The sequence below is a fragment of the Nocardia nova genome, from assembly GCF_002933465.1.
In the GTDB taxonomy this organism is placed as follows: domain Bacteria; phylum Actinomycetota; class Actinomycetes; order Mycobacteriales; family Mycobacteriaceae; genus Nocardia; species Nocardia nova_B.
The window spans coordinates 317,245-338,649 of sequence record NZ_PSZE01000005.1; the positions used below are offsets into that span (position 1 = coordinate 317,245).

Sequence of the window (21,405 nt, forward strand, 5' to 3'; positions counted from 1 at the left end):
CTCCCGAGAGGTACCACATCGTGATTCCGCCCGATCGCACCGACGACGGCGCATCCAGCTCCATGGTCGCCCTCGAGCGTGCCGAGGCGATGCGGCTGCTGGCCGGAATTGCTTACGGCCGAGTTGTTTTCACCCGCGACGCGCTGCCGGCCATTCGCCCGGTCAATCATTTCGTCGAAGCCGACGGGCGCGTGGTGGTACGCACTCGGCTCACGTCCCGGCTGACCTCGGCGATCCGAGCGGATCCCGGTGTGGTCGTCGCCTATGAAGCCGACGAGATCGACCCCGGCACCCGCACCGGCTGGTCGGTCGTGGTGACCGGTCTGGCGCGGCCGGTTGCCGACCCGAACCGCGTCGCGCGATACGAGCGATTGCTGCCACCATGGATAGCGGCGGCCATGGATACGGTCGTCGAAATCGAACCCACCATCGTGACCGGTATCCGCCTCGTCGGCGCACCGGATACTCCCGGACCGCCGGCGCCACCGACCCTCTCGCCGAAAGTCGACAACCATGACATACCACGATGATCCGTTCGCGCCGGCCTTGAACACCGCCCACACGTGGTTGCGCACCGTCGCCGACCGGCTGGCCACCGAGGACCGCGCTTTCGCGCTGCGTGCGCTGCGCGCCTGGCTGCACACCGTGCGCGACCGCCTCGACGTTGCCGTCGCCGCGCATTTCAGCGCTCAACTGCCCGAATTGCTCCGCGGAATCTTCTACGAGGGCTGGGTGCCCGCCCATGTTCCGATGCACCACGACGTCACGTCCTTCGTCGACGCGTTCGCTCATGAGGCGGGTGTATCCGCCGACGAGGCGGTGGCGCTGATCGGCGCGGTGACGATCGCACTGTCCGATGTGTTCTCCCCCGGACACCTCGACCACGTCCTCGCGGTGGTGCCCGAGCCACTGCGTGCGGTACTGCTCGGCAGCGAACTCAACGGGACGGCCGCGACGATTCCCGGCGATGCCTAGATGCCGGCAACCAGGAAAAGGACTTTCGTCCATGATGAGGCACTGATCAGGCGATTATGGTGAGTACATTCATCGCTTCTCTCGATTGGACGCACTCGCCATGATCAAGGTGTTCCTGGTCGACGACCACGAAATCGTCCGTCGCGGGCTGAGCGACCTGCTCGACGGAGACCCGGAGTTGTCGGTCGTCGGTGAGGCGGGATCGGTGTCCCAGGCCCTCGCCCGCATCCCCGCGCTGCGCCCCGATGTCGCGGTGCTCGATGTCCGTCTTCCCGACGGAAACGGCATCGAGCTGTGCCGGGAGCTGCTGTCCAAGGTCGACGGCCTGCGCTGCCTGATCCTCACCTCCTTCACCGACGAGCACGCCATGCTCGACGCGATTCTGGCCGGCGCCAGCGGTTATGTGGTCAAAGACATCAAGGGCATGGAATTGGCCCGCGCGGTGAAAGACGTCGGCGCCGGTAAATCGCTGCTGGACAACCGCGCCGCCGCCGCACTGATGGAGCAGCTGCGTCACGGCACCGAGCCCGACGGTCCGCTGGCGACGCTGACCGAGCAGGAACGCAAACTGCTCGATCTGCTCGGTGAGGGCCTGACCAATCGCGAGATCGCCGACCGCATGTTCCTCGCCGAGAAGACCGTCAAGAACTACGTCTCACGACTGCTGGCCAAACTGGGCATGCAGCGCCGCACCCAGGCGGCCGTCTACGCCACCAAGCTGCATTCCAGGACACCTGCGGAGTAGCCCGGCGCGCCGGTGACCATCGGCCCCATCGTGCCGGGATCAACGCCCGTATTCGGGTTGCCTCGTGGTTGTGAGACTGGACACCATGACCACGGCAAAGCACTCGGCAACCGTCGACAAGCCCGACGACCGGACGGTCGCGGCAGTGGTCGAGCTGGCGCAACGAGCACCCTCGGTCCACAACACGCAACCCTGGCGCTGGATATTCGATCGGCACCGGCTGCTCCTGTACTCCGATCCCGACCGCGTCCTGTCCGGCGCCGATCCGCACGGCCGCGAGCAGGTGATCAGTTGCGGCGTGGTGCTGCATCACGCTCGCACCGCCTTCGCCGCCCGCGACTGGCATACCGATATCGTGCGGATGCCCGATCCCCAACGGCCGGACCTCATGGCGGTCTTGGAATTCCGGCCGTGGGGCGATCCTCCGAACGGAATCGCGGTTCGTGCGGCGGCCATCACCCACCGGTACACCGACCGGCTGCCGATGGACGCGCCGAGTCACTGGGAGCAACTGGCACCGAGGCTGCGCGCACTCGTCACACCGCACGGGCTGGACTTCGACGAATTCGCCGACGACATCCGGGCCCTGGTCGCCGCGCTCTCGCGAACCGCCACCGCGGCTCGTCGGGACGACTGGATGTATCAGGACGAATTGCTCTGGTGGGCCGGGCATTTCGAGGCATCCGAGGGCATTCCGGACAGCGGTTTGATCTCCGGCGCCGAACTCGCGCGAGTCGATGTCGCCCGGGCTTTCCCCGCTGCCCCGCATTCGGAACGCCGGCCCGGCCGCCTCGATCACGCCCGGCTCGTCGCGATCAGCTCGCCGGAGGATTCGCGGGCGTACTGGCTCCGCACGGGCGAGGCGCTGTCCGCCGTACTGCTCGAATGCACCGCCGCCGGGATGGGGACCTGCCCGGTTACTCACCTCACGGAGGTGCCCGCAGGTCGTCGAGCCCTGGCCACGCTGCTCCCGCATCACGATTACCCGCAGGTCCTGGTCCGCATCGGCAGCTCGCCGACGGATGAGCAGGGCCCGCCTTCGACCCCGCGCCGCGACGTGGACGAGGTGCTGACCTTCACCGGCCGGTGAAGCTCCGCATCGGGCGGAGGACGTCGCGGAATCGCGTGGCCGGCACCCACGCGGTAGCTACGAGTGGCGCTGCGCATGACCGATCCCGGGTGCGGGAAGCGGCCCATCCGGACGGCGGCGTACCCGCTACTACCGGGCGATTCGCCGCCCGGCCCGCTGTTCCCTGTCGCACCCCGCAACCGGAGCGGTAGGCTCTGAACAAGCGTAAACACCGACGTTTCGCGCATTCGGACAGTGGAGAGCAGGACTGACGACATGCCCGACGACGAGCGAACCGGTTCCTATTCGGTACGCGACACCCTGTCGCAGCTGCGGCTGCGCGAGCTGCTCGCCGAGGTGCGCGACCGCGTCGACGAGATCATGGATTCGCGGGATCGGATGGATGGTCTGGTCGAGGCCATGCTGTCGGTCACCGCGGGACTCGACCTGGCCGAGACGCTTCGCACCATCGTGCACGCCGCGATCAGCCTGGTCGATGCGCAATACGGCGCACTCGGGGTGCGCGGCCACGACGAGCACCTGCAACAGTTCGTCTACGAGGGCATCGATGAGCCGACCCGCCGGCTCATCGGCGATCTGCCGGAGGGACACGGCGTGCTGGGAGTGCTGTTCACCCAGCCGGCACCGATCCGGCTCGAGGATCTCGCCCAACATCCGTCTTCGGTCGGCTTCCCGGCCCACCATCCTCCGATGCGCACCTTCCTCGGGGTTCCGGTGCACATCCGCAACGAGATCTTCGGCAACCTGTACCTCACCGAGAAAGCCGGCGGTCAGCAGTTCACCGAGGACGACGAGCTGATCGTGCAGGCGCTCGCCGCCGCCGCGGGTATCGCCATCGAGAACGCGCGGCTCTACGAGGCCGCCCGCAACCGGCAGGCATGGATCGAGGCCACCCGCGATCTGACCACCGAGTTCCTCGCCGCGGACGAGCCCGCCAGCGTGCTGGCACATCTGGTCGACCACGTGCGGGTGCTGACCGGCTCGGAATGGGTGCTGCTCGCCACGGTCACCGACACCGACGTGCCTGCCGAGGATGTCACCGAACTCATCGTCGACCAGTCCTCGGGCGAACGGACCGACGCCGCCGGGCGTTCCCTCGAAGTCACCGGCACGATCGGCGCGGCCTTCACCGAGCGGAAGCCGCTGCGGTTCGACGATGTCAGCGACCTCGACTTCGCCGAACTGTTCCCCACCGGCGGGCCCGTGCTGCTGGTCCCCCTGCACACGCGCGACACCCCGCAGGGGATTCTCATCGCCGTCCGCGCGAAGGACGCCGCGCCCTACGACGACGAGATGCTGGAACTGGCGGCCGCCTTCGCCGACCAAGCCGCACTGGCCATGCAACTGGCGGCCACCCAGCAGCGCGTTCGCGAACTCGACGTACTCACCGACCGGGACCGGATCGCCCGGGATCTCCATGATCACGTCATCCAGCGGTTGTTCGCGATCGGCCTTTCGCTGCAGGGCGCGGTGCCGCGCACCCGCGTTCCCGAGGTCAAAATCCGGCTCACCGAGGCGATCGATGGCTTACAAGACGTAGTGCAGGAGATCCGCACCTCCATCTTCGATCTGCACGGAGGGACCAGCATCCGGTTGCGCCAGCGCATCGAGGAGGCGATCCGCCAACAGTGCGGAGACGCCGACCTCCGGACCTCGCTGCGAGTGGCCGGACCGCTGTCGGTGGTGAGTTCGCAGCTGGCCGACCATGCGGAAGCCGTGGTACGGGAAGCGGTCAGCAACGCGGTCCGCTACGCCGGCGCCACGACGCTCGAGGTCGTGATCGGCGTCGGTGACGACCTGACGATCACCGTCACCGACGACGGCTGCGGTATCGGCGACAACATCACACCCAGCGGCCTGACCAATCTCGCCGAGCGCGCGCGGTCACTGGGCGGAACCTTCCGCACCACGCCCGGCGCGGAAGGTTCGGACCGGCCCGGTACTCGCCTGCGGTGGTCTGCCTCGTTGGGCTGACCACACCGTCGGCGACGACCGAACCTATTGTGCCGCAAAGTTTCCGGCCGGTTGCCGCACCACCGTGATCGGGCATTCCACCGATTGCGCCAGCGCCGCACTGGTGGAGCCGAGCAGCATTCCGGTGAATCCGCCGCGCCCGTGGCTGCCGACGACCACCAGCTGCGCGTTCTCCGACGCGTCGAGCAGGGAGCGCACCGGCCGGTCGAGCACCATCTCGCGACGCACCTTCACATCCGGATACCGTTCGGCGTATCCGGCCAGGGTTTCGGCCAGCACCGCGTCCTCGGATTCCCGGATCGCGTCCCAGCCGACGATCGCCGGGTCGAGGCCGCTGCTGCGGTCGCTCCACGCGTGCAGCACCACCAGTCCCACGTTGCGCCGCGATGCCTCCTCGAAGGCGAATTCCAGCGCCGGCACGCTGTTCGCCGTGCCGTCCACACCGACCAGCACCGGCTTCACCGCCGTGACGGCATCGGTGGCCGAGATCGAATGCACCACGGTCACCGGGCAATTCGCGTGCCGGATGAGCGCGGAGGAGACCGAGCCCAGCAAGCCACGCCGGATAGCGCCCAGACCACGGCTGCCGACCGCGATTCCCCGCGCATGATCCGACTGAGCGATCAGGTGTCCGATGACGGCGTCGGTGGTGATCTCGGTGGTGATCACCGGCACCCGGTCCGGCGTCGCCGCGCGAGCGATGCGGGCGGCCTCGACGAGGACGCGTTCGGCGTCCACGCGCAGCCAGCTCATATCGTCCTCGGTGAGGATCGGCGCGGGGCCCAGTCCGCCCGCGACCGAGATCGAGGTGACCAGGTGCAGGCGGCAGTCGCGCAGGGCGGCGTCGGCGGCGGCCCAGGCGGCCGCGTGGTAGCCGACGGCCGAGCCGTCGACCGCGGCGACGATCGGCGGATCGGTGTGCCGCTGCGGTGCCGCGGGGTGCTCGGTCATGATGTTCTCCTCGTGGATCGGGTGTTTACGGAGTTCCTATGGGCCGGCTGATCGTTCGCCATTCCCGGGCCCAGCGGGCACGATGCCGGACCCCGAAGGCCCAGGCCGTCAGCCATACCAGTGCCGCCGTGGCGAAACAGATTTCGACGAACGTGGCCATTCCCAGCCCGACCCCGCGCATCGCGGCGGTGTCGGCGGGCAGCGGCGCGACGGTCGGGCGGCCGTCGGGCGCCAGCCACATGGTCAGCTGCTGCCCGGGATGCGCGGAGGCCGCCACGGACGTCGTGGCTTCGCCGGGACGCCCGTCGTGCGTCCACCGGACCGTGGCCTCGTATCGGTCGGCGGAGATGTCCATCGATGTCGCCGTCGTGCGCACCGGATCGGTGACGACCGTGGCGGCGACCGCCGTCTTCGCCGCGTTCTCGTCGCGAATCTGCACGGCGGCATCGGTGTAGCGGGCGGTGCCCATCGCCGCGCAGATCGGCACCGCGGCGAGGACCACGACGACGGCCAGGATCCGGATAACGGCCTCGATCCGGTCCGACGGCCGCATCAGCCGGTTCGCCGCCCACGGACCCGTGCGCCACGCGCGCAGAGCCAACGACGGATACCGCGTCATGTCGATCAACTCCTCACAGCCGGGTCACGACGTCGGCGAGCGGTCGGCGCGGCGTCGGTGAAAGCTCGGAACTGGTTGCGGCCCAGCCGGTTCGGATGATCATCTGCGGATATCCGCTGTCGTCGAGGAGGTCGGTGCGCAGGTCCGCGCGCACCTCCGGGATTTCGAGCGGTTCGCTGAGCGGGCAGGTCGCCAACCCGAATGTGGTCGCGGTCAACAGGACCGCACTGGTCGCCTCCCCGGCGCGCAGCCGGCTCACCGTATCGTCGCCCGCGGTGTAGAGCACGAGCATATGATCGGCGTCGGCGATATCGCGGACCACCGCCTCCGGCAGCCGGGGATCGGCGAACGGCCGGGCCGACGCGTCGGTCGCGGCGACCGCACTACGGGCCGGAACACCATCGGGAGCCGCGTGATGGCCGCTCCAGCGGGCCAATTCGGCGCGGTAGGCGGCGTCGGCGTTGTGTACGGCGGCGGCACGTCCGAAGGCGTGCAGCAACCGGACGCGCTCGCCGTCCGCGACCACATCGCGGACCAGCACGCCGTTCGCCGCCGCGGCGGCCGTCAAGGCGCCGATGTGAATGTCGGGTACCTCCCAGGAGGTGTAGTGGCGGCGGTCGCTGTGGCGCAGCGGGATCGCGTGGGAAAGACCGACCGCTTCGGCCGTCGCGGGGGCGGGCCGGAATTCCACGGCCGCCAGGTGCTCCGGCACCGCCGGGTTCGGCAATCGGTGCACCACCGTCGCCCAGCCCAGCGCCGCGGCCGCCACCCGCAGATGATGCAGTGCCGCACCGCAACTCACGATCAGATCGCGCTGGTCGGGGTCGGTCTGGCGCAGTTGCCGGGTGGTGTCGGCGTACAGCTGGACGGTGTCGTCCCCGATGCGCCACAGCCACGGCTGGCTGTTGTGCACCGAGGGCGCGCGCACCGCCAGGTCCACCGCCGCCACCAGGGTGTCGTAGTCCGGATGTCTCGTCATGATCATCCTCCCACCGCGGCAGGCAGATTCAGCACTTGGCCCGCGGTCGCGCCGCCGTCCACCACGAATTCCGATCCGGTCGAGAACGTCGCCTCGGACACGATGAACCGGACCATGGCGGCGACCTCTTCGGGTTCCCCGAAACGCGCCAGCGGTTGTGCGGCCGTGACGGTTTCGTCCATGTCGGCCGTCATCGCGGTACGAATCGGGCCGGGATGCACCGAGCAGACCCGGATGTTCGACGGTCCCCATTCGAGAGCCGCCGCCTTGGTGAGTCCGCGCAATCCCCATTTGCTGGCGACGTAGGCGCCCACGCCCGCGTACCCGATCAGGCCGGCCGTCGAGGAGATGTTGACCACCACCCCGCCCCCCGCTTCGCGCAGGCGCGGACCGGCCAGGTGCATGCCGAGCCACGAGCCGTACAGGTTCACATCGAGGACGTGGCGGAACATCGTCGGTGGCTCGGTGTCCACGCCGCCGAAATCGACGATGCCGGCATTGTTCACCAGGACCGCCAACGGGCCGAACGTGGCTTCGGCGTCGGCGATCACCCGCTGCCAGGCGTCCTCGTCGGCGACATCGAGGCGGCGGAAGATCGCGCCGGCGCCCAAGGCCGTCGCTGTGGCGGTGCCGTCGCGTTCGAGGAGATCGGCGACCACCACGCCGAGCCCCTCCTTGGCGAGTGCGGCCGCGACGGCGGCACCGATGCCCCGCGCGCCCCCGGTGACGATCGCACTGCGACCACTGAACATGCCCATTATCTGTCGCCCCTTTCACTGGTGCGCTATCGCACTCAGCATCCCGCCCCGGACAGCGGAAGGGGCACGGCCGAAAGTCACCGGAACGCCGAGTCTTCGGGCAGTCGTGATCGTCGGGTAGTCGTCGTGCCGGCCGACTCCGGTGGACCCTCGTGACGGCACTGCGGGACCAAAGGCCCTGGTGGCCCTTCCCCGGCGTCGGGAAAGGTCGGGGTATGGCAGGAATCACGCGGGGCGACGGCATCGGACGCTGGCACGTGTTGCTGGCCGCGTCCGCGGGCGCGAGCGCGGCGAGTGTCTTCGCGCTCGCGGTCGCGGTGAGCATCGGCCTGCAGGTGAGCGCCCCCGTGGGGAGCACTCCGGCCGGGCGCGGCGTAGCCGCCGGCGCTGTGGCCTTCGCGCTGGTCGTCGGGATACCGATGGCGGTCACCGCCGGCGGCGCCCTCACCGGTGATCGGCGCGTCGCCACGGCTGCGGTGATCAGCGGCTCGCTGTTGATCTGCTGGCTGCTGGCCGAGATGACCGTGCTCCGCACGCTGGACTGGGCGCAGCCGCTGTATCTCACCCTCGGCATCGTCGTCGCCGGGCTGGGACTGCATATGAAAACCGAGGAGATCGAATCATGACCGGCACATACGCGCGGCGGATCGATCAGGGTGAAAGGACATAGCGATGAGCTCTCAGTATGCGGACGACGCGCACCATCTCGTCTCCGCCCCGATCGTGGTCGGTGTCGACGGGTCGGCCGGTGCCCGCACCGCGCTGCTGTGGGCGGCCGAGGTCGCCCGCGATCGAGCACGCGACCTGCGCATCGCCTACGGACTCGACCTGCCGAGCGCGAGCCGGGTTTTCAACAATTACGACCTGTCCGAGCCGGCGGTGCTGGAGCGTCTGCGCGCCCACGGCGCCGCCCTGGTCGCCCGCGAGGCTCTCGCGGTCCGTGACACCCTGCCCGAGGTCCAGGTCAGCACGGAGGTCTCCTCGGAGCATCCGGCGCGAATGCTGTTGCGGCACAGCGCCACCGGCTACCTGGTCGTTCTGGGCGCGCACGGCGCCGGCGGCTTCGGCACCCATATCGGTTCGATTCTGCTGTCGGTCACCAGTCACGCCGAGGGCCCGGTCGTGGTGGTGCGCACAGAGTCCGAGCAGCAGCCACTACCGCGCGAAACCGGCCCGGTGGTGGTGGGCGTCGACGGAAGCCCACTCAGCGAGGCCGCGGTTGCCGCCGCCTTCGAGGAAGCCTCCGAGCGCGGGGCCGAACTCGTCGCCGTGCACGCGTGGAGCGATCTGACATTCGGCTCGTTCGTCGGCGACCCGTACACGTGGTTTCCGATGTCGGATATCGAGGTGAACGAGGAAGCGATCCTGGCGGAACGACTGGCCGGCTGGCAGGAGAAGTATCCGGACGTCTCGGTGCGCCGGCACATCAGCATGGCCGAGCCCGCCGCCCATCTGCAGCGGTGGAGCGAATCCGCGCAGCTCATCGTGGTCGGCAGCCACGGCCGCGGCAGCTTCCGCGGCCTGCTGCTGGGTTCGGTGTCGAATTCCCTTGTCCAGCATGCGAAATGCCCCGTCATGGTGGTGCGTTCGGCAGAGGAGAAGCAGGCACATGACAAAGACTGAGCATTCGGCGGCCGGTCGCGGTGCCGCGGCCGCGGTCGGCGTCGCATCGTTTCTGGGCGGGCTGGCCACCGGCTACCGGCTCTTCGCCCGCCGGTGGTGTCTGAGCTGGGGCGCGACCGAGGAGGAGGTCCGCCGCCGCATGCCCGGCGACGACCTGCTCCTGCTTCCCGACATGCTCTCGACCCGGGCGATCACGATCGAGGCCGATCCCGCCGCGGTCTGGCCCTGGCTCGTGCAGTTCGGGCCGGGACGCGGCGGAATCTACAGCTACGACTGGATCGACCGGCTCCTGGGCGTCGACGTGCACAGCGCCCGGTCGATCCTGCCGCAGTTCCAGGACCTCGCCGTCGGTGACGTCGTCACGGTGAACTCCGACGGCACCCCGTCCCGGGTCGCGGTACTCGAGCCCGAGCGAGCGCTCGTCTTCCGCACCGACGACGGGAACTGGATCTGGGAATTCGGGCTGTATCCGTGCCCGGAGGGCACCCGCCTGGTCAGCCGCAACCGGATCGCGACCCCCGGAGCCTCGGCCGTGGTGCGACTGTTCAACACGTTCTTTTTGGAACCGGGCAGTCTGGTGATGGAGCAGAAGATGTTGCGCGGCATCAAGGAACGCGCCGAAGCGCACCACCTCGCCGAACCCGTCCGGATCGCGAGCAAGACACCGTGACCACCACCGGCACACCGGCACCATTGCCGGTCGCGCCGGCCTTTCTCGCGGTCGGCCGGTGCGTGGTCACGACCGTCGGCCTGCTGGCACGCCACCGCATCCACTGCCCAGACCAGAACGTCGGGACGTGGCTGAGTTTCGGCGACGGAACCTCGGCCTACGTCTACCAGGAAACCGTGGTCGACAGGATCCCGTCACCCGAACCGTGCGTGCTGCTGGTGCGTTTCGAGCTGCGGGGCGTGCGCGGCCGCGGGCATGCGTGGTTCCGTCGCGAAAGCATCCTCAACACCGTGCTCTTCGCCGGATTCCCCGGCATGATCACCAAATTGTGGCTGGCGCAGGATCAACGCGGCGCATACCGGGGGCTCTACGAATGGGACGGGGCGGCGTCCGCCGATACCTACGCCCGCACGCTGTGGCGGGTGCTCGCCCTCGTCAGTGTCCCGGGCTCGATCGATTATCGAGTGCTGCCCGGCCTGCGCCGCCGTGACCTGCCGGTGGCGGCCACCGGTCACGCCGCAGGCGGCACGGACTGGTGGCGGGTCACCGAATTCGGTTCGACCGCAGCATAATTCGACGCGCGGAACCCGGAACCTCCACCCGGACGGTTCGGCGTTCCCATGCTGTCAGTGGTCGTGCTGTCGGTGTTCGTGCTGTCGGTGTTCGTTGGCCGCCGGCAGCGTGACGCTCTCCCCGGTCGCCAGCCCGACGGTGCGGCCGCGGCATTCGATCGTGATCGAACGCGCCCCGTCCGTATCGGAGCTGATCTCGATCCGCCGGGCGTCGATGCGCACGGTCAGGCGATGGCCGTGGTAGATGATCGCGAAGGTCAGCGTGCCCAGCTCGGGTGGCCAGTACGGGGCGAAGATCAAGCGGTCGTCGCGGGTCTCGAGTCCGGTGAAACAGCGCTGCACCAGATCGATGCTGCCCGCCATCGCGCCCAGGTGGATCCCCTCGGCCGTGGTGCCGCCCTGAATATCGGCGATATCGGATTCCAGGACGCTGGCGAAGAATTCCATCGCGCGGTCCCGGTTCGCCCGGGCCAGCACCCAGGCGTGGACGACGGCACTCAAGGTGGAGCCGTGCGAGGTGCGGGCCAGGTAGTAGTCGACGGTGCGCGGGATGTCCGCACCGCCGAAATCGTAGCCGAGGCCGGCGAACAGCCGCCCCAGCTCGTCGGCGGAGAACAGATAGAACAGCATCAGGACGTCGGCCTGTTTCGCCACCCGATACCGGTCGACGTCGTCACCTTCGGCCTCGAGGATGCGGTCGAGCCGGCTCGTATCGCGGTAGCGGCGGCGGTAGTCGTCCCAGTCCAGTTCCGCCAGCCGGTCGTATCCGGCGAACTGACTGATCACCCCGTCGTGGAAGGGCACGAACATCCGATCGACGACCTCGGCCCAGCGCTCCGGTTCGGCGGCCGGCACCGCGAGGCGGTCGAGAAGTTCCGACCGCACGCGCGGCGGTAGCAGTTCGACCGCGTCCAGTGCGCGCCGGATGACCCACACCGCCATGACATTGGTGTAGGCGTTGTCGTCGATCCCCTGGTAGGGCCGCCCGGGATAGCCGGAATGAAATTCGTCGGGTCCGATGACACCGCGGATGTGATACCGGTCGTCGGCGGGATCGTAGGTGGCGCGGTCGGACCAGAATCGGGCGATCTCCACCAGCAGTTCGGCGCCGAACTCGGCGAGGAACGCCCGGTCTCCGGTCGCCTGATAGTAGTGCCACACGTTGTAGGCCACGGCCGGACCGGCATGCTGCGCCCGAGCGCTGGCATCCGGATTCCAATGTCCCGAACGAGGATTCAGATGCAGACGCTGACTCTCCTCCCGCCCGTCGCTGCCGGATTGCCACGGAAAGAGGGCGCCGCGGCAGCCCTGCGCGCGGGCCGCGGCACGCGCCTGCGGCAGCCGGCGATAGCGGTACCGCAACAGTTCTCGCGTCAGCGCCGGGTCGCGCAGGCTCACCACCGGCAGGACGAACAGTTCGTCCCAGAACACGTGCCCCCGGTAGGCTTCGCCGTGCAGGCCCCGCGCCGGCACCCCGGCGTCGAGGTCGGCGGTGTGGCGCGACAGCGTCTGCGCCACCTGCAGCACGTGCAGTCGCAGTGCTCGCACCGATTCCTCACTGGCGTCGAGATCGATGCGCAGGCGCCGCCACACATGCTCCCAAGCATCGGCGTGCGCGGCGCAGAGCGCGCCGTAGCCCGGTGCCTCGTCGAGCAGGCGCAGGGCGGCCTCGTCAGGAGCGGAAATCGCGCGGTCGCGGCCGGTGAACACCGCTGCCGTCTTGTCGACGACGATGTCGCGACCGGACTCGGCGCGCACGACGAAATCGTGGCCGGGCGTGCCGTCGGCGAACGCCAGGCCGGCCGTGTCCTGCGCGTCCGACGTCACCGTGGTCCGGGTGGCCACCGCCACGGTAACCAGCGACTGTGTGGTCCGCACCAGCGCGCACGCGGTGTGGGGGTCCGGGGTATCGATGCGCAGTTCACTCAGGTGCGTCCCGGACAAGTCGCGGTACCGGTCGACTCCGGTGTTGCGGACCGACGTGTCGATCACCGACCGGACGGTGAGCGGCCCGCTCCAGTTCTCCGGCGTCAGAGTGGTTCGCATCGCACACGTGTGCGGGGAGTCCATCGACGCGAAACGCTGCTGAACCACCGCCGTGATCCGGCCCGCGGTGTCGCGACAGCGCATCCGGCGGGTGAGCACCGCCTGGCGCATGTCCAATTGCTGTGTGTACTCCAGCAATTCGACATCATCGAGATCGAACCATTCGTCGTCGGCGACACGCCAGGTCAACGGGAGCCAGTTCGGCAGATTCACCAGGCTCTCGTTCTCGACGTGCCGCCCGCCGATATCGTCGCCGAGCCGGTTGTAGATCCCCGCGACATAGGTTCCGGGATAGTGGTGGGTTCCCGCCCGCGTCTCCGGCGCGGCCGCGCGAGTGACGAGGTAGCCGTTGCCCACCGCACACAACGCTTCGCGCAGCCGCTCGGTGCCGGGATCGTAGCCGTCGTAGGTGAGCAGCCACGACCGTCCCACGGCCCAGTCGCTCTCCCCGGTCAGCAATTCGGCCATCCGCCGCAAGAATTCGCCCGCGCGCGCGGGACTGTCGAGGGCGAACCGCGCCGCGGTGCGCCGGTCGCCGGTGTCGCTGTGGCGAACCACGAGCGGCACTCCGGTGACCTGGATCGCGTCGAACGCGTCTTCGTCGGTCAGATCGTCACCGAGGTACACCGGCATCACCTGCCCGCCCACCAGATCCAGCACCCAGTGCAGGGCTCGCCCCTTGTCCCAGTCCACATCGGGACGCAATTCGGTGACCCTGCGCCCGGCGCTCACGCGCAATCCCTGCTCGCGGGCGATGTCGTGCACGGTGGCCACGACCGTCGACACGGCGTCGGCGGCTACCCTGCGGTGGTGGACGGCGACCGCGAATCGCTTCGGCTCAATCAGCACTCCGGGAATCCGGCTCAGCCGGTCGGCGAGTTCGGCCGCCGCCTGCACCAGTGCCCGTTCGGCCTTCGGACCGCCCTCGTGGACATGTTCGGTGCCGTCCGGCGCCATCAGTTCGAAGCCGTGGCTACCGGCGTACCAGATTCCCTCGACACCCACGCGCGTGCGCAGATCGTCGAGTCCGCGACCGCTGATCACGGCGACCGGACACCGCGCGGCCAGGGTGTCCAAGGTCGCGCGCACGCCCTCGATCGGGATCGCCGCATCCGGATCGGGCACGATCTCCGAGATGGTGCCGTCGAAATCCAGCAACACCGCGATGTGCTCGTCCTCGACGGCGTCGGCGATCGACGGCCAGCACGCCAGAGCGTCCGCGATCTCCGACAGGCGACGGAAACCGCTGCGCACCCGGATCTCATCGGCGTCGGCGACCACCACATCGGCTCCGGTGCACGACAGCCGGTCCGGATCTGCGCCGCGTTCGATGCCGACGACCAGTCCGAAACCGCCGCGCCGCCCGGCCCGCACGCCGGCCTCGGCATCCTCGACGACGACCGTCCGCTCGGGTTCGGCGCCCAGCCGCTGCGTAGCCAGCACCAAGGTGGCCGGGTCCGGCTTGCCCGGCAGCTCGAGTTCTTCGGCCACGACACCGTCCACCCGCACGGCGAACAGATCCCCCAGCCCCGCGGCATCGAGCACCTGGGCCGCGTTGCGGCTGGCCGAGAACACCGCGGTCCGCACCCCCGCGGCGCGCAGGCGGCGCACCAGAGCCACCGTGGTGGCGAACACCGGTACGCCCGACTCGGCGATCCGGGCGAGGAACACCTCGTCCTTACCGTTTCCGAGTCCACAGATCGTGCCGTCGGCCACCGTATCCGACGGCTGGCCTCGCGTCAGTGAGATCGCCCGGGAGGCAAGGAAATCCGCGACACCGTCATAGCGCGGCTTGCCGTCGACGTAGTCCTTGTAGTCCGAGGCGGTGAACGGGGCGCAATTCTCGCCGGGCCCGGGTTTGCGGGCGGCGAGGAATCCGTCGAACACCTGAGTCCACGCGGCGGCATGAATGGATGCCGTGTCGGTGACCACGCCGTCCATATCGAAGATCACCGCGTCGTACCGACGCGCGTCGATCACCGGCCCGGCCACCGGTCTGTCAGGATGCACTCCCCCAGCCTCCGCCCGTGTACCGGCCGCGGCAAGGTACACAAGTCCTCACCCGCGCCGCCACCGGTCCCCGGCAGCCTGTCGCCGCCACCGGTCCCCGGCAGCCTGTCGCCGGCGGCGGTGACCGGCAGCCTGTCGCCGGCGGCGGTGACCGCCGGCGCCGTCCGGCAAGGTCTTTGGTCCCTGGCGAATCCCGCGGGCTCGAACCACCATCGAGATATGAACCGTGCCGCCGTGCGAGCGGTCGCCCCGACGGCCACGCCCCGGACCGATGCCGCCCCCTCGATCGGCCCCCTGCCGGCGACCTCGGCCGCCACCTCGACCCCGACCCAGGTGCTGGCTGCGGTCACCACCACAGACAGCGGCCTGACGAGCACAGAAGCCGCGCGCCGACGTCACCTGCTCGGCCCGAATGCTGTCCGCACGCATCGTGCCCGCCTGCTCGCCGTGGTCGCACGGCAGTTGCGTTCGCCGCTTCTGCTGCTACTGGGGGTCGCCGCAGTGGTGTCGTTCTTCGTCGGTGAACGTTCCGACGCGGTCGTCATCGGGATCATCCTGCTGGTGTCGGTCGGGTTGGGGGCGGTGAACGAATTTCGCGCCGAACGCGCCGCCGACGCGCTGCACGAGCGGATCCGCCATGGCGCCACGGTGATTCGTGACGGCCGACCGGCATCGGTCGACGTGGTCGATCTGGTACCCGGCGATGTGGTGGAGGTGCGGGCCGGGCAGCTGGTGCCGGCGGATGTGCGGCTGCTGTCGGCGACCGGGCTGCAGTGCGACGAATCGGTGCTGACCGGCGAATCGGACAGTGTCGAGAAATCGACCGCCCCGGTGCCGCCGGAGTCGGGCGTCGCGGAGTTGTCGTGCTGCGCGCTGATGGGCACGGTCGTCGCCGCGGGCCACGGGCGTGGAGTCGTCGTCGCCACCGGAGGTGCGACGGAGTTCGGGCGGATCGCCCTCGGCCTGGGAAAACGACAGCCCGACACGGAATTTCAGATCGGGCTTCGACAGTTCTCGATGCTGCTGGTGTGGGTGGCCGCCGCCCTCACCGTCGGCATCTTCGCGGTCAACCTGGCCCTGCACCGCCCGATTCTCGATGCCCTGCTGTTCTCGCTGGCGATCGCCGTCGGCATCTCACCACAATTGCTGCCGGCGGTGGTGTCTACCAGCCTCGCCGCCGGATCACGGCAGCTCGCGCGGTACAAGGTACTGGTCAAGCGCATGGTCTGCATCGAAGATCTCGGTGATATCGAGGTCCTGTTCACCGACAAGACCGGCACCCTCACCGAGGGGCGCATCGAGTATCTGCACGCGCTGGCGGCCGACGGCTCTCCCGGCGACGAGCCGGTGGTCTACGGGCTGGCCTGTACCGACGCGACCCTCCACGACGGCCGGCCGGCCGGCGCCGATGCGCTCGACACGGCACTGTGGACCGGGTGCTCCGCCGAACACGCTGCGGCAGCAGGTTTCGTCCGCCGCGCGGTCCTGCCCTTCGACCACAACCGCCGCATGGTGTCGGTCCTCGTCGCCGGCCCGGACGGCATCGCGACGATCATCGCCAAGGGCGCACCGGAGGCCGTGCTCGCGCGTTGCCGCGACGTCCCGCAGGCGGCCCGCGGCGCGCTGGACACCGAGTTCGCGGCCGGTCACCGCATCGTCGCCGTCGCGACCCGGCCGGCGGTCCACGCCGATCGTCTGACCGCCGACGACGAGCGCGACCTGACGCTGCGGGGCTTCCTCGTCTTCCTGGATCCGCCGAAAACCAGCGCGCGCGAGGCATTGCGGCGCCTGGCCAGTTTGGGCATCGCCGTCAAAGTGGTCACCGGTGACAATCCGGCGGTCGCGGTCCGGGTGTGCACCGACCTCGGGCTGGACCCCGGCCGGCCGCTCACCGGCGCGGACCTCGACCGCCTCGACGACGCCTCGCTGAGCGAATTGCTGCCCACCACGACGATCTTCGCTCGCGTCGACCCCGAGCAGAAGGCACGGATCGTCCGGCTGCAGCGGCATGCCGGACGCGATGTCGCCTTCCTCGGCGACGGGGTCAACGATGCGCTCGCCCTGCACGTCGCCGACGTCGGCGTCTCGGTGGACTCGGCGACCGATATCGCCAAGGATGCCGCGGATATCGTGCTGCTGGAAAAGGATCTGCAGGTCCTCGCGGACGGAGTCATGGCCGGGCGGCGAATCTTCGCCAACACCATGAAATACGTGCTGATGGGCACCTCCAGCAATTTCGGGAATATGTTCAGCGCGGCCGGCGCCTCGGCGTTCCTGCCGTTCCTGCCGATGCTGCCGGGACAAATCCTGCTGAACAATCTGCTGTACGACACCAGCCAGCTCGCCATCCCGACCGATACGGTCGACCCCGAACAACTGGCACGCCCGGCACGCTGGGATATCGGCCTGATCCGCCGCTTCATGCTCGTCTTCGGCCCGATCAGTTCGCTGTTCGATTTCGCGACCTTCGCGTTGATGCTCGGTGTGTTCCACGCCGGTGCGGAGTTGTTCCACACCGGCTGGTTCGTCGAATCGCTGTGCACCCAGACGCTGGTGTTGTTCGTGATTCGCACGCGCCGCAGTCCCAGCTATCGCAGCCTGCCGAGTATCCCGCTGCTGCTGGCCGTGCTCGCCGCGGTCGGTGTGGGTGTGGTTCTGCCGTACACGCCGGTGGCGCCCGATCTCGGCCTCACCCCGTTGCCCGCCGCCTTCTTCGGCGCGCTGGGCGCGACCGTGCTGGTCTATCTGCTACTCGCCGAAGCCGCCAAGCGTTGGTTCTTCCGCATTCCGGCACCGACCCCGGCCCGCCCGCCGCGTACCGGTCGCCGGGTACAGCGGCGAGCGTCGCGCTTCAGCGTCCGTGGGGTGCCGACGCCGATCGGTGCGACGCAGCCTGGGACGAACCGCCCGAACATGCGTCGCCGGGTCCGAATGTTGCTGTCGCGCAGCTGATTCGGTGACCAGGGGGGACCAGGAAGGAAATCGGCCGACTATCTACTCCGGCTCCATGTGCTCGGGCACCACGAGTGTCGGGCAGTGGGCGCGATGCAGTACCGCCGCGCGTGTGGACCGCATCGCGGTTCCGACCAGGCCCGTCCAGCGGTGCCGCCCCACAACCAGCAGCTGCGCGTCGCGCGCTCGTTCCAGCAGCACCTGCGCGGGCCCGCCGAACATCACCTCCGACTCCAACGGGACCTCCGGATACTTCCGGTGCCACGGATCCAACTGCCGGTTCAGCGCCCGCGTCTCGTCCGCGCTAAACTGCTGGAGCTCTCGGTCCAGGACGAACCCCCCGACTTCGTCATCGCAGCACCGGACGGCATGCAGGCCGACGCCGCGCAACGCCGCCTCCTCGAACGCACAGCCGACCGCGGTGCCCTCCTCGTCGACGCCCACGATCACCGGTCGCCCGTCCGTCCCCACGGTGAACAAGCTCTCACGGTGGACGACCGCGACCGGGCAGCGAGCATGCCGGGTGACCGCCGAACTGACCGAACCCAACAGCGCGCGCCGTACCGCACCGCGGCCGTGGCTGCCGACCACGATCATCGGCGTGCGCGCCGAGCGCTCCACCAGCGTATCGATCACCGGTTCCGCGGTCAGTTCCGTCGTGACCTCCACGCCGTCGGCCACGTGCCGTGCCATGGCCGCGGCCTCCGACAGCACGCCCTCGCCGTTCCAGTACAACCACTCCCGGCCGCCGACGATCTCCATCGCGCTGAGCCCGGTACGCGGCGCCGAGGCCGAGGAGAGCAGGATCCGTAATCTCCACCGGCGCACGGCCGCCTCGGCCGCCGCCCATCGCACCGCCTGCAGCGCCGTCCCGGATCCGTCGACCGCCACGACGATCGTCCGCTCGGTTCCGTCGTCACTGCTCATCGCCGCCTCCTGCTGCCGGACCTGCTCCGATCGTCCGGCTGCGGCGACCGTCGATCTAGGGCCGAAAGTCGCCACCGCACACCGACTTCGTCCGCGGTCCGCCACCTGGGCGAAATCGGCGCGTTCGTCCCGACAGGACAGGCCCTTGGTCCCTCGCGCAGCCGCGTGGCCGCGAGCATTGTCGAGGCAGACACCGAGAAAGAGGACGACATGGACTACCGGGTGGACGTGTGCGAAGTGCCGCCACAGGCCCTGTTGCGACTACCTCGCGCGATCCGGGCCGATCGGCCCGGCGAGGACATCACCGCGGGAATGCGCGAACTGTTCGCGACCGTGACCCGATGCGGCCTCACCGCCAGCGGCCCGACCGCGATCACCTACACCGACACCGAACGGTCGGCGATCGCGACGAGCGTCGACTTCCGCGTACCGGTCGAGCCCGCCGCCGAACTGAGTCCGGCCTCGGGTGCGGAAGTCGTCGTCACGCCGGGCACGACGGTGGCGCGCGCCTGCCACCGCGGCAGCTATCACGATCTCGGCGCCGCCTACCGAAGTCTGGCCGAATGGGTGGATCGCAACGCCTATCGGATCACCGGCCCGCCGACCGAGGTGTACCTCGTCGGACCCGACGAGGTCAGCGACCCACGTCAACTCGTCACCGAGATCCGGCTGCCCGTGGCCCCCGCGCCGACGATCGTCACCCGGGTGCTCGCCGACTACGACACCGCCCTGTACCGGACGCGACATGCCTTGCGATCCAACGGCTTCACCATCCTCGCCGAGGTGGACCTGAACACCGCGCGTTACGACGGTCGCACCCGGCGCCCGGCCCACCACCACCACACCATCCTGGAGGTCTGCCGCCGCAACCTGCTCGCTGCCGAACTCGCGGGCGACGACCGACCCGACATGTTCGTGCCGCATCCGGTGGTCGTGCGTGGGCGCCGCGAGACGGTCGTCGTCGAGGCCGTCGACCCGACGATCTGGGCCCGCGCGCTCGGCGACGACGAACTCGTAGCCCTCGCCGCCGACAGTCGCCGCCACCTGATCGCGGCGATCGACGAGCTCGCCACCACGGAGACCGCGCGCGACGGCTAACCGCACGGCCCCTCGGCGCTCGGCCCGGTCACATCGAATAGCGGAGGATGGCGGCGGCCGACGCCTCGTCCGGGATATCGGCCTTGCGCACCGCCAGCACCCGCGCGCCCGAAAGCAGTGCGCGGCGGGCGATCTCGTCGAGGATCCCCGGTATCCCCGGTATCTTGGTCTCGGAGGCGGGACCGAATTCGATCGCGCCGGTGTCCGGCGCGACCGTGCCGGGCACGGCGGTGTCGATATCGACCAGCAGCGTCTGCACGATGCCGAAGGTGGCCGCCCGGGCGATACCGGCGAGGTCGGCGGTGGCGCGCGCCTCGCCACGGCGCTTGTCGAACAACTGGCGCAGATCGGCGAGTTGCGCCGCGTAGTGGCCGTCGAGAATGTGTCGGGCCTTATCGGCCAGCTCCTGATCCGACAGGTGTTCCGGGTTGCCGGGAATTCCGTCGTCGAGCAGTGCTCCGTAGGAGGCGACCGAGCGGTAGATCGCGTCGATCGGCTCGGGTGCCGCCAGGATGAGTGGGGTGTCGCGCCCGGAGAGAATGTCGCGCAGTGCGCGGTCGACGCCGCGTGCGTACTGGCGGACCAGCACTTTCTTCCCTTCGCTGCCGGTCAGCCGCCGCTTGGCCGAACGATCGCCGATCGAGGCCTTCCGCGCGAAATCCGCGGCGTTACCGGGCATGTCGGGAACCCGGACATCCTCGGCCGGCCGGTCCGGGGTCACCTCGACCAGCCTCGCCGCCCCCTCGGCCAGCGCCAGCACGAACGCGGTCTGCGGGAAGGTGACGGCCCGCAGCAACGGTTCGAGCAGAAACCGGTCCGAGACGGTGACCGCCGCGCCCAGACGGTTCGGGATCCGGAAGGTCCACATGCGCTGCGGGGAAACGTGAACGACCAGCGTATGCGACTGGAAGCGCCAGAAATCCTCGTCGTCGGCCAGATCGTCGAGCTGCTCGGCGATGGCCGCACGACTGTCGCCGTCGGTGACCAGTTCGACCGCGTCCCGGGTCTGGTTGGAGAACGCGATCCGGTTCGCCTCCGGATTCGGGGTGGCGGCCTCGGTGGGCAGGTAGATCGACACCGACCAGGGGCCGGTCCATTCGGCGAGGGTTTCGATCTCGCGGCGGGTCGGGATGTCGGTGTGCAGCACGTCGATCCTCCTTCGTTACCCCGATCTGTTCGACGAGCGCGCGCCCACACGCAGCGACTGCCGCAGAGTTTGCCGACTCGTAACGATGTCGACGCTACTGGACATCGGCACCGGCAGGAACGCCTCCGACTTTCGGATGCGGAACTGTTGCTGCATGTTTTCGATCGACTCACCGAGTGGGCGCCGGCACGCCGGTCGGAGACAGCGGGGTCGGCGTGCCGGCGCCCACTCGGTGAGTCGATCGAAAACATGCAGCAACAGTTCCGCAT

At 69.3% G+C, this 21,405-nt stretch carries 18 protein-coding genes; 11 read left to right on the top strand and 7 right to left on the bottom strand.

The features are described 5' to 3' along the window. Window positions 1–62: 62 nt before the first annotated feature. The 5 genes from C5E41_RS09105 (at window position 63) to C5E41_RS09125 (ending at window position 4,784) form a co-directional block, all read left to right on the top strand. A complete protein-coding gene (locus C5E41_RS09105; protein ID WP_104375426.1) occupies window positions 63–530 on the top strand; it encodes a pyridoxamine 5'-phosphate oxidase family protein in 468 nt (155 codons plus the stop codon). Then, a complete protein-coding gene (locus C5E41_RS09110) occupies window positions 514–975 on the top strand; it encodes a DUF2267 domain-containing protein (protein ID WP_104375367.1) in 462 nt (153 codons plus the stop codon). Before C5E41_RS09105 ends, C5E41_RS09110 begins: the two co-directional genes overlap by 17 nt. A gap of 100 nt (window positions 976–1,075) precedes the next feature. Next, complete coding sequence (locus C5E41_RS09115; RefSeq protein ID WP_030516389.1) at window positions 1,076–1,720, top strand: response regulator; 645 nt, start codon at window positions 1,076–1,078, stop codon at window positions 1,718–1,720. Between the two features lie 85 nt (window positions 1,721–1,805). Further along, window positions 1,806–2,810 carry an Acg family FMN-binding oxidoreductase gene (locus tag C5E41_RS09120; protein WP_104375368.1) on the top strand — a complete coding sequence of 335 codons (1,005 nt, stop codon included), beginning with the start codon at window positions 1,806–1,808 and terminating at the stop codon, window positions 2,808–2,810. Between the two features lie 255 nt (window positions 2,811–3,065). Beyond that, window positions 3,066–4,784, top strand: a complete 1,719-nt coding sequence (locus C5E41_RS09125) for a GAF domain-containing sensor histidine kinase (RefSeq protein ID WP_104375369.1) — start codon at window positions 3,066–3,068, stop codon at window positions 4,782–4,784. Between the two features lie 24 nt (window positions 4,785–4,808). On the opposite strand, the gene C5E41_RS09130 is transcribed toward C5E41_RS09125, so the two are convergent. Genes C5E41_RS09130 through C5E41_RS09145 form a run of 4 tightly spaced genes read right to left on the bottom strand, consistent with a single transcriptional unit; the run spans window position 4,809 to window position 8,091 of the window. Then, window positions 4,809–5,735: a universal stress protein gene (locus C5E41_RS09130; protein ID WP_104375370.1), complete on the bottom strand. Its 927-nt coding sequence runs from the start codon at window positions 5,733–5,735 to the stop codon at window positions 4,809–4,811. Between the two features lie 25 nt (window positions 5,736–5,760). Beyond that, window positions 5,761–6,354 (bottom strand): Rv1733c family protein, encoded by a 594-nt coding sequence (locus C5E41_RS09135; protein WP_104375371.1) that lies wholly within the window; start codon window positions 6,352–6,354, stop codon window positions 5,761–5,763. Window positions 6,355–6,367: 13 nt separating this feature from the next. Continuing rightward, window positions 6,368–7,333, bottom strand: a complete 966-nt coding sequence (locus C5E41_RS09140) for an Acg family FMN-binding oxidoreductase (RefSeq protein ID WP_104375427.1) — start codon at window positions 7,331–7,333, stop codon at window positions 6,368–6,370. 2 nt (window positions 7,334–7,335) lie between these two features. Further along, entirely contained in the window at window positions 7,336–8,091 is a 756-nt protein-coding gene (locus C5E41_RS09145) for an SDR family oxidoreductase (protein WP_104375372.1), read from the bottom strand. Window positions 8,092–8,306: 215 nt separating this feature from the next. Here C5E41_RS09145 and C5E41_RS09150 point away from each other — a divergent pair, with 215 nt between their 5' ends. Genes C5E41_RS09150 through C5E41_RS09165 form a run of 4 tightly spaced genes read left to right on the top strand, consistent with a single transcriptional unit; the run spans window position 8,307 to window position 10,956 of the window. Then, the gene (locus C5E41_RS09150) at window positions 8,307–8,717 is read left to right on the top strand and encodes a hypothetical protein (protein WP_104375373.1); all 411 of its coding nucleotides are present in this window, start codon (window positions 8,307–8,309) and stop codon (window positions 8,715–8,717) included. Window positions 8,718–8,763: 46 nt separating this feature from the next. Next, on the top strand, window positions 8,764–9,714 hold the full coding sequence (locus C5E41_RS09155) for a universal stress protein (RefSeq protein ID WP_104375374.1): 951 nt from the start codon (window positions 8,764–8,766) through the stop codon (window positions 9,712–9,714). Further along, window positions 9,701–10,384, top strand: coding sequence for a hypothetical protein (locus C5E41_RS09160; protein WP_104375375.1), 684 nt, complete (start codon window positions 9,701–9,703; stop codon window positions 10,382–10,384). The genes C5E41_RS09155 and C5E41_RS09160 overlap by 14 nt, the downstream gene beginning before the upstream one ends. Then, a complete protein-coding gene (locus C5E41_RS09165; protein WP_181063169.1) occupies window positions 10,381–10,956 on the top strand; it encodes a hypothetical protein in 576 nt (191 codons plus the stop codon). Before C5E41_RS09160 ends, C5E41_RS09165 begins: the two co-directional genes overlap by 4 nt. Window positions 10,957–11,010: 54 nt before the next feature. Here the strand turns inward: C5E41_RS09165 and otsB are convergent, their stop codons facing one another. Next, the gene (otsB, locus tag C5E41_RS09170; RefSeq protein WP_258080847.1) at window positions 11,011–15,012 is read right to left on the bottom strand and encodes a trehalose-phosphatase; all 4,002 of its coding nucleotides are present in this window, start codon (window positions 15,010–15,012) and stop codon (window positions 11,011–11,013) included. 219 nt (window positions 15,013–15,231) lie between these two features. Between otsB and mgtA the strand changes: the two genes are divergently transcribed. After that, a complete protein-coding gene (mgtA, locus tag C5E41_RS09175) occupies window positions 15,232–17,964 on the top strand; it encodes a magnesium-translocating P-type ATPase (protein ID WP_104375429.1) in 2,733 nt (910 codons plus the stop codon). A 42-nt stretch (window positions 17,965–18,006) separates the two neighbouring features. Here mgtA and C5E41_RS09180 read toward each other — a convergent pair whose 3' ends face one another. Further along, window positions 18,007–18,891, bottom strand: coding sequence for a universal stress protein (locus C5E41_RS09180; protein ID WP_104375376.1), 885 nt, complete (start codon window positions 18,889–18,891; stop codon window positions 18,007–18,009). 165 nt (window positions 18,892–19,056) lie between these two features. On the opposite strand from C5E41_RS09180, the gene C5E41_RS09185 reads away from it, so the two are divergent. Beyond that, window positions 19,057–19,989, top strand: coding sequence for a GyrI-like domain-containing protein (locus C5E41_RS09185; RefSeq protein ID WP_104375377.1), 933 nt, complete (start codon window positions 19,057–19,059; stop codon window positions 19,987–19,989). 28 nt (window positions 19,990–20,017) lie between these two features. Here C5E41_RS09185 and C5E41_RS09190 read toward each other — a convergent pair whose 3' ends face one another. After that, entirely contained in the window at window positions 20,018–21,136 is a 1,119-nt protein-coding gene (locus C5E41_RS09190; RefSeq protein WP_104375378.1) for a baeRF11 domain-containing protein, read from the bottom strand. Between the last annotated feature and the right edge of the window lie 269 nt (window positions 21,137–21,405).

Excerpts from the sequence above, each read along its gene's own strand:
- C5E41_RS09105 (WP_104375426.1), top strand. The coding sequence starts at position 63 with ATGGTCGCCCTCGAGCGTGCCGAGGCGATGCGGCTGCTGGCCGGAATT.
- C5E41_RS09110 (WP_104375367.1), top strand. The coding sequence starts at position 514 with ATGACATACCACGATGATCCGTTCGCGCCGGCCTTGAACACCGCCCAC.
- C5E41_RS09115 (WP_030516389.1), top strand. The coding sequence starts at position 1,076 with ATGATCAAGGTGTTCCTGGTCGACGACCACGAAATCGTCCGTCGCGGG.
- C5E41_RS09120 (WP_104375368.1), top strand. The coding sequence starts at position 1,806 with ATGACCACGGCAAAGCACTCGGCAACCGTCGACAAGCCCGACGACCGG.
- C5E41_RS09125 (WP_104375369.1), top strand. The coding sequence starts at position 3,066 with ATGCCCGACGACGAGCGAACCGGTTCCTATTCGGTACGCGACACCCTG.
- C5E41_RS09130 (WP_104375370.1), bottom strand. The coding sequence starts at position 5,735 with ATGACCGAGCACCCCGCGGCACCGCAGCGGCACACCGATCCGCCGATC.
- C5E41_RS09135 (WP_104375371.1), bottom strand. The coding sequence starts at position 6,354 with ATGACGCGGTATCCGTCGTTGGCTCTGCGCGCGTGGCGCACGGGTCCG.
- C5E41_RS09140 (WP_104375427.1), bottom strand. The coding sequence starts at position 7,333 with ATGACGAGACATCCGGACTACGACACCCTGGTGGCGGCGGTGGACCTG.
- C5E41_RS09145 (WP_104375372.1), bottom strand. The coding sequence starts at position 8,091 with ATGGGCATGTTCAGTGGTCGCAGTGCGATCGTCACCGGGGGCGCGCGG.
- C5E41_RS09150 (WP_104375373.1), top strand. The coding sequence starts at position 8,307 with ATGGCAGGAATCACGCGGGGCGACGGCATCGGACGCTGGCACGTGTTG.
- C5E41_RS09155 (WP_104375374.1), top strand. The coding sequence starts at position 8,764 with ATGAGCTCTCAGTATGCGGACGACGCGCACCATCTCGTCTCCGCCCCG.
- C5E41_RS09160 (WP_104375375.1), top strand. The coding sequence starts at position 9,701 with ATGACAAAGACTGAGCATTCGGCGGCCGGTCGCGGTGCCGCGGCCGCG.
- mgtA (WP_104375429.1), top strand. The coding sequence starts at position 15,232 with ATGAACCGTGCCGCCGTGCGAGCGGTCGCCCCGACGGCCACGCCCCGG.
- C5E41_RS09180 (WP_104375376.1), bottom strand. The coding sequence starts at position 18,891 with ATGAGCAGTGACGACGGAACCGAGCGGACGATCGTCGTGGCGGTCGAC.